Raw genomic sequence first — 6,649 nt, forward strand, 5'->3', positions numbered from 1 at the left:
CACCTTTGCTTTTCCATCCAAAAATCAACTATGTATAGTGAGATTTACTACTCATTGCTCAATGCCACGGATAGCAAAACTCTTTCATATAGTATACAATAAGCGTTAAAGCCTATGCAAAATTATATGTAAGGAAGTCCGAAAAAAAATGAAAAAAATTCTAATTTTACACACTGGCGGAACGATTGCCATGAGAGAAAATCTTTTAACTGGTGGAGTGAGTCCTGATGTTGTGAATCCTTTGCTAGATGCTGAAATTGAAATTCCAGAAGATGTTGATTTAGTAATAGAAGATATCTTTAATCTTCCTTCACCTCATATCATGCCTAAACATATGTTAATTTTAAAAAATCGGATTAATGAAGCCTATCATTTGGGGTTTGACGGTGTTGTAATCACTCATGGAACAGATACGTTAGAAGAAACCGCCTTTTTCTTAGACACGACGATTGGAGATAAACTGCCGATCGTACTAACTGGCGCTATGCGATCTAGCAACGAATTAGGGAGCGATGGGCTGTACAATTTCGAGAGTGCTATTCGAGTCGCTAGTTGTAAGGAAGCAAATGGAAAAGGTGTATTGGTCGTAATGAACGATGAGATCCACTCCGCGCGTTACGTGACCAAAACCCACACAACAAATGTTGCCACTTTTCGTACACCCACATTAGGTCCAATTGGTCTAGTAACAAAACATCGGATCTTATTTATGCAAGAATTACTAGAAACTACACGCTTAGATATCACTTCAGTCAATGGTACGATCCCAATCGTTAAGGCTTATGCGGGGATGCAAGGTGATCTATTAGAAGCTATCGCCCATACCAAAGTAGATGGCCTAGTGATCGAAGCTTTAGGAGCTGGCAATTTACCACCACAAGCTGTAACAGCTTTGAAAAAATTATTAGTACAAAAAATCCCAGTGGTCTTAGTTTCCCGGTGTTTTAATGGGATAGCAGAACCTGTTTATGACTACGAGGGTGGCGGAAAAGAACTAGCAAACATGGGGATTATTTTTTGTAATAGCATCAATAGCCAAAAAGCTCGCATCAAACTACTAATTGCCTTGAATCACGGGTTAAAAGATCAATCATTGATTTCGTTTATTACTCAATAAGTTATAGCTAAATCACATACAAAAATTCCTGACATTAAAATTCCGTTCTAAAAAAATCCAGTGTTCGTTTAGCAATTGAACCAATTTTGCGCATTCTTTTTTCAATCATGGAAGGTTATCGATCCTTACCTATTACTGGATATCCAAAAGTCTTATTTCCATGTTAGAATGTCCAAAAGTATGAACACCTAAAGAATTCTTTATTATTCAGCACTTCGGCAATCAATCAAAAAAGAGGTTGAGACAAAAGTGTTCAGCATCAAGAAATAAGAAGGAATTTCCGAAAATTGCTTCTCAAATTTTTGGTAAATTTCGGCTTATTTCCGAAGATGCTACTTTTGTCTCACCGTTTATTCGTTTTTAGAGATACTAGAAGAGACTGAGACAACTTTTGTCTCAGTCCCTTTTTTCCCTTGTTGTTCCTGCTTATTTCCCAGAGCTAGACACTTCTGCGACAACCTCTTTCCGATTGGAACATCGTTTGCTATTAGCAGTTTATTTATTTTTCCAAGTGATATTTGCTTCACAATAGAGTTGTTCTTGCATTCTGATTTCATGTCTTGTTTTCACACCATGTTCCATCTCTACTTGTTCATAATGACTTTCAATTTCATTGCCATATTCCACTTCTTTGTCAAAACGGATCAAAACTTTTTCTGGTACATGTGTCGTCAAGAAATCATAGCCTAAGACATCAATAATCCAGTTGAAATACATGGCATTGTTCACATGTTGGTTACTATCGATATCATAGAAACGCACGCGATAAGGTAACATCGTGCCCGATTCAATCTTTTCTATTTTTTCTTGCCGTTTGATTTTTTTGATTTTTTCGCTTTCAAACGGCGCAATAATTTCTTCATTGACGCTACTCATTTTCCGATTCACAAAATCCATTAATACAAAAACTGATTCTATTTTCACCAGTTCTGTGCCTTCTTCATCATGAATCCAAAAATTACGATAACAAAAGAATTTATTGTACTCCATGGCTTGTGTTGTTATAGAAATCGTCTCTCCTACTTTTGGCAAACGAGTGATTGTCATTGAATAATTGGTAATGACCCAAGTCAGTCCAAAACTATTGACAAATTTACTGCCACGATCAAGCGCATCACTTTGATCTTCCGATGTCTTGATCACGATTCCTAACATTGATGGAAATGTCATGGTCTGATTAATGTCACATTCATAATATGAAACTTCATGTTTTTTTGTATATCTCTTTGCCAAAAAAACACCCTCCTCTTATCTTTTCGCTAATAATTGATCCACTTGTGAACCATAACTTTCCCCAAACATATTTAGATGGGCTAACAAATAATATAACTGGTAAATCGGCAATCGTTTTTCCCAATTTTTTTCCAAAGGATAGACCATTTGATAACTTTGTAAAAACTCTGGACGAAACCCACCAAATAGCTGGCTCATAGCTATGTCCTGCTCACGATCACCGTAAGAAACGGCTGGATCAACGAAGACTGGTTCTCCTTGCTGATCAAAGAACACATTACCACTCCACAAGTCGCCATGCAAGAGGCTAGGGACAATCTTTTTATCACTAAAGTTTTCTAACACGTATTGCTTAAAAGAAATAAATGTTTCTTGGCGGTTTTGATTCCAATGGTTGTTTTTTTGTGCCAAAGCAATTTGACTTTCTAGACGATTTTTGAAGAAGAAAAGCCACCAATCTTCTTCCACATGATTGAATTGCGGAACGGTCCCTAAATAGTTATCCTTTCGATACCCAAATTGAGGAGCGGTTACCTTGTGCAATTTCGCCAAAGAAACGGCTAGATCTTTTTGATTTCCTTTGCCAGGTTCGATCCATTCCATCAAAAGATAGGCACCATCTTTTTGTTCACCCAGCATGTAAGTTTCAGGTACTCGAACGTAGGGAGCTAGTTCTTTTAACCCATCCACTTCCGCTTCAAAAAAAGACTTTCCAATATTAGGATGAAGCTTTAAGAAATATGATTTATTTTGCTCTTCAATTCGATACGTTTGATTAACGTCCCCACCAGTGATAGGTATCACTTTGCCTTCTAATTGGATTTCTGCTAACACCGACTGAATATTCATCTCTACTCCTCCTTACATGCTTTTCCAACCTATTTGTTAGCTATCATTATATCACAAAGAATCTAAAACAAAGAAAATGAGTCTAGTAACTCTTTGTTCAACAGTAAAAGTCCATTGCTCATATTTATAGACAAAAAAAGAGAGGCTTCTTTCAAAATTAGCAACCCTACTAATTTCGAAGACTAACCTCGTCTTTCTTTCAATCCCTCATTTACTTTCTTTTTCAGTAATCTGAGACACCAATTCGTCTATTTTCTTCATACTTTGAGTAGAATCAGTTTTTTAAGCCAATGCGCCCATTGGATCCCAAGGAGCTAAAACGATTGGTTCTTCATTGAAGGCTTGGAGTTGCTCTTTCGACAACAAATCTTTGCGAACAACGATTTGATACGTGTATTCGTTCATCCAATCGTCACTCATTACAAAAAATCCTTTATTGCCAACTTTTTCTCCCCAGCTATTTTCGACTTTCCATTTCGTTGATTTCCCATCAACAAGATCGACTCCCGTCAATACCATCGCGTGGGTCATTAAGCTTTCACCATAATCTAAACGTTGTGCTTTAGTCATCGTAAAATCTACATCGAATAAGTCATCCATGTCGTAAACATCCAGTGCCATGACCCCACTATCTCTAGTTGAAGATTGTCCGACATCACAACCAAACCAAACAGACTCTCCTTGTTCCAGTTGGGCAATAGCCAACTGTTTAAACGTTGACATATCTACGTTCAAATAACGAACTTCTTTCCCGCCAACCACATTACCTAACATTTCTACAGTGTAAGAACGATCAAAAGGTTTGTCTTTTGTCGGTGCATTGATGATACTAACGTAATCATCTAGTTTTACACCAATATATTTATCATAAAAGAGTTGAGGTGTAAGCTGTTGGTCAATATGATAATTGTTTTCTTCGTCACGGTATTCAAAATCAAATTCTTTTGGTGGTGTTCCTAAGGAGATGGCTAAAAATTGATAGATTCCTTCTAGCATTTCCTCTTTTTTTGCTTGAATCGCTTCAGCAGTTTCACCACCGGCAATCATTTCACGTAAGACCGTCGCATCTTTACGCAACAATTTATTCAAGTAATTATTTAAATCTCGTGAATTTGAACTATTTGCACTTTCTGGCATAACAGATTTAGGAACTACACCATATTTCTGGAAGAGGGAAACGATCATATCCCATTGTCCGCCATCTTGTTGTGGGGTTGTTAATAAAAAGGCTACTTTTCGGCTATCTAAGGCATCATTCCCTGTTGCGATAATATTTTCATAAAAATAATTAGCTTTTTCATATTTGTCCCAGAAAAACGTATAGTTTTGTGATAATTCAAATTCTTTCAAATGGAATTGATTGAGCAATTTATGTCGGAAAGTATTTAATGCTGCAAACATCCAGCAACGACCAGATTGTTTCTGATTTGAAACCTTTCCCGTTGATAAATCAATTGAAAAAACCGGTGTATTAGACACATGGGCAGCCACATTTTCAGCAGAAGCGGTGATCCCATTTTTTACTACCGCTCTTTGTAGAGCTTGTTGCTTGTTGTTTTCTTCAAAACCTTTTGCAAATTTTTTCGTCATTTCAGGTGTAATAGCTTTCATCCAATCATCCTTCCAATCAAAAATATATCTTTAATTCTACCCTTAAGTGGTTTGAAATACAACGACTCACTTTTAATCGTTACAACAAATCGACTGAATCCCCCTCACGACAACCCTTTTTTGTTATTCTCAAAAGTTTTTGAGAATAACAAAAAAACCACAGCTTAGAGGCTGTGGTTGAAGTACTCCGGCAGTAGGACTCGAACCTACGACATCATGATTAACAGTCATGCGCTACTACCAACTGAGCTATGCCGGAATCAAGTACATGTATATAATATCAATTTATCTTAAATAACGCAATACTTTTTTTACATATTTTTTTGTTTTTTCACAAAAATCACTGCCCAAAATTTGTTATTTATACAATTTAGAATGATCATCCTATGAAACCAAATTTTTTTTGTTTTAGATATTGACAAAATTGATTATTTTCGTTATTCTATTACTTGTATTAAGAAATCATGCCGCTTTAGCTCAGTTGGTAGAGCGCTTCCATGGTAAGGAAGAGGTCGCCGGTTCAAGCCCGGCAAGTGGCTTACTTAGATAACGTAACCTGTTGTTTTAACAATAAGGTTACGTTGTTTTTTTATCTTCATTTTTTTAAATACTATATGATTTTATAGCTAACAAAACTAAGCTGTAATGAATAGATAGTTGTAAATAAACGTAAAGGACTAGAGCCTTAGATATAAATCTTACGTTTACTCTAATAACGAGTAAACAGTGTTCAATCAACCACTCCTTGCAATAAGCCTGAATTTTTCATAATATGAGAAGCTGTTTCAAGATCCCCATCCTTATTGGCCCTGCAATTACTCATCGCAGTTTCTACTTAGTGAGCGCTCAGATCAGAACGCTCTTTTCGCATCCTCTGATCTACGATGTTCCAAGTAGTATCGAAAATAAGCTGGAGAATCCAAAAAATAAGAAGAACTATTTTTGGATTCTCCAGCTTATTTCTCAGTGCTAAACACTGCTGTCACAACTGCATGTCTTTAAGGGCGTAAATCAACTAGAGGGACTTGGTTATCCAAAGTTCCACTAGGGGATTCAAGTTTAAAACTATTTAAACGGGGGTCTAAAGTTAACGTCATCGTTTCATCCATGTACATTTTTGAATAGTCTTTGATATAAATGGCTCCCATATCACTGTCAATCTTCATTGGATAGTCTGTTTTCTCTTGTTTGCTAGCTAATAACAATAGACGGAAGCTCGTATCTAACGAACACACACCCATCTTAGAATACTTACCCACACCATCATCTAGGTCAAGAATGATGGGGGCACCTTCTTGGATATACTTTTCTAATCTTTCCTGCGCTTTTTCAGAGATTTTTAAATACATATTACCTTCCACCTCCAACTCTCATTACCTTACGATGCTAGCACGTTTCTTTCTATGAAGCGAACCATCTGCTCAGTTCCCGCCTAAACTATTCCTTTTGTTAAAAGTTATCTTTTGAAATACCAGTCTAATCGCATCCATTAAGAAAAAACTATTGTTCAATCGCACTGATAAATTAACTAGTCTTATACTGTGACCAAAATATATAAAGACAAAAAAACACGATAGAAATTCTATCGTGTCTAAATACTCCGGCAGTAGGACTCGAACCTACGACATCATGATTAACAGTCATGCGCTACTACCAACTGAGCTATGCCGGAATCACCTTGTTCGTTTTTTACAACGAACACACACATAAGATAAACTTATGGGGTTTATATAAACCGCGTGGCGACGTCCTACTCTCACAAGGGGCAACCCCTCACTACAATCGGCGCTAAGAAGCTTAACTTCTGTGTTCGGCATGGTTACAGGTGTATCCTTCTCG

Annotated in this window: 5 protein-coding genes, 3 tRNA genes and 1 rRNA gene (1 of these 9 only partly in view); 2 read left to right on the top strand and 7 right to left on the bottom strand. The window is 36.8% G+C overall.

All coding sequences use genetic code 11. The features are described from left to right. Nucleotides 1-148: 148 nt before the first annotated feature. Nucleotides 149-1,117, top strand: a complete 969-nt coding sequence (locus IGJ18_RS10860) for an asparaginase (RefSeq protein WP_010718737.1) — start codon at nucleotides 149-151, stop codon at nucleotides 1,115-1,117. Between the two features lie 495 nt (nucleotides 1,118-1,612). On the opposite strand, the gene IGJ18_RS10865 is transcribed toward IGJ18_RS10860, so the two are convergent. From IGJ18_RS10865 to IGJ18_RS10880, 4 genes are all read right to left on the bottom strand, one after another. Continuing rightward, nucleotides 1,613-2,350 (bottom strand): acyl-ACP thioesterase domain-containing protein, encoded by a 738-nt coding sequence (locus IGJ18_RS10865; protein WP_034698929.1) that lies wholly within the window; start codon nucleotides 2,348-2,350, stop codon nucleotides 1,613-1,615. Nucleotides 2,351-2,365: 15 nt separating this feature from the next. Beyond that, the gene (locus IGJ18_RS10870) at nucleotides 2,366-3,199 is read right to left on the bottom strand and encodes a fructosamine kinase family protein (RefSeq protein WP_411244869.1); all 834 of its coding nucleotides are present in this window, start codon (nucleotides 3,197-3,199) and stop codon (nucleotides 2,366-2,368) included. A 282-nt stretch (nucleotides 3,200-3,481) separates the two neighbouring features. Beyond that, nucleotides 3,482-4,810 carry an aminopeptidase C gene (locus tag IGJ18_RS10875; protein WP_010718740.1) on the bottom strand — a complete coding sequence of 443 codons (1,329 nt, stop codon included), beginning with the start codon at nucleotides 4,808-4,810 and terminating at the stop codon, nucleotides 3,482-3,484. 185 nt (nucleotides 4,811-4,995) lie between these two features. Beyond that, nucleotides 4,996-5,069: transfer RNA gene (locus IGJ18_RS10880), tRNA-Asn, on the bottom strand. Nucleotides 5,070-5,276: 207 nt separating this feature from the next. Here IGJ18_RS10880 and IGJ18_RS10885 point away from each other — a divergent pair. Next, nucleotides 5,277-5,349, top strand: a tRNA-Thr gene (locus IGJ18_RS10885). 459 nt (nucleotides 5,350-5,808) lie between these two features. Here IGJ18_RS10885 and IGJ18_RS10890 read toward each other — a convergent pair. The 3 genes from IGJ18_RS10890 to rrf all read right to left on the bottom strand — a co-directional run. Next, the gene (locus IGJ18_RS10890) at nucleotides 5,809-6,159 is read right to left on the bottom strand and encodes an iron-sulfur cluster biosynthesis family protein (RefSeq protein WP_438843314.1); all 351 of its coding nucleotides are present in this window, start codon (nucleotides 6,157-6,159) and stop codon (nucleotides 5,809-5,811) included. Nucleotides 6,160-6,408: 249 nt separating this feature from the next. Beyond that, a tRNA-Asn gene (locus IGJ18_RS10895) sits at nucleotides 6,409-6,482 on the bottom strand. 65 nt (nucleotides 6,483-6,547) lie between these two features. Continuing rightward, a 5S ribosomal RNA gene (gene rrf, locus IGJ18_RS10900) occupies nucleotides 6,548-6,649 on the bottom strand (it continues 14 nt past the right edge of the window).

It is taken from the genome of Enterococcus sp. AZ078 (assembly GCF_051714985.1).
GTDB lineage: Bacteria > Bacillota > Bacilli > Lactobacillales > Enterococcaceae > Enterococcus_B > Enterococcus_B hirae.

Bases quoted from the DNA above. Each gene is read 5' to 3' on its own strand.
- IGJ18_RS10870 (WP_411244869.1), bottom strand. From the start codon at position 3,199: ATGAATATTCAGTCGGTGTTAGCAGAAATCCAATTAGAAGGCAAAGTG.
- IGJ18_RS10890 (WP_438843314.1), bottom strand. From the start codon at position 6,159: ATGTATTTAAAAATCTCTGAAAAAGCGCAGGAAAGATTAGAAAAGTAT.
- IGJ18_RS10860 (WP_010718737.1), top strand. From the start codon at position 149: ATGAAAAAAATTCTAATTTTACACACTGGCGGAACGATTGCCATGAGA.
- IGJ18_RS10875 (WP_010718740.1), bottom strand. From the start codon at position 4,810: ATGAAAGCTATTACACCTGAAATGACGAAAAAATTTGCAAAAGGTTTT.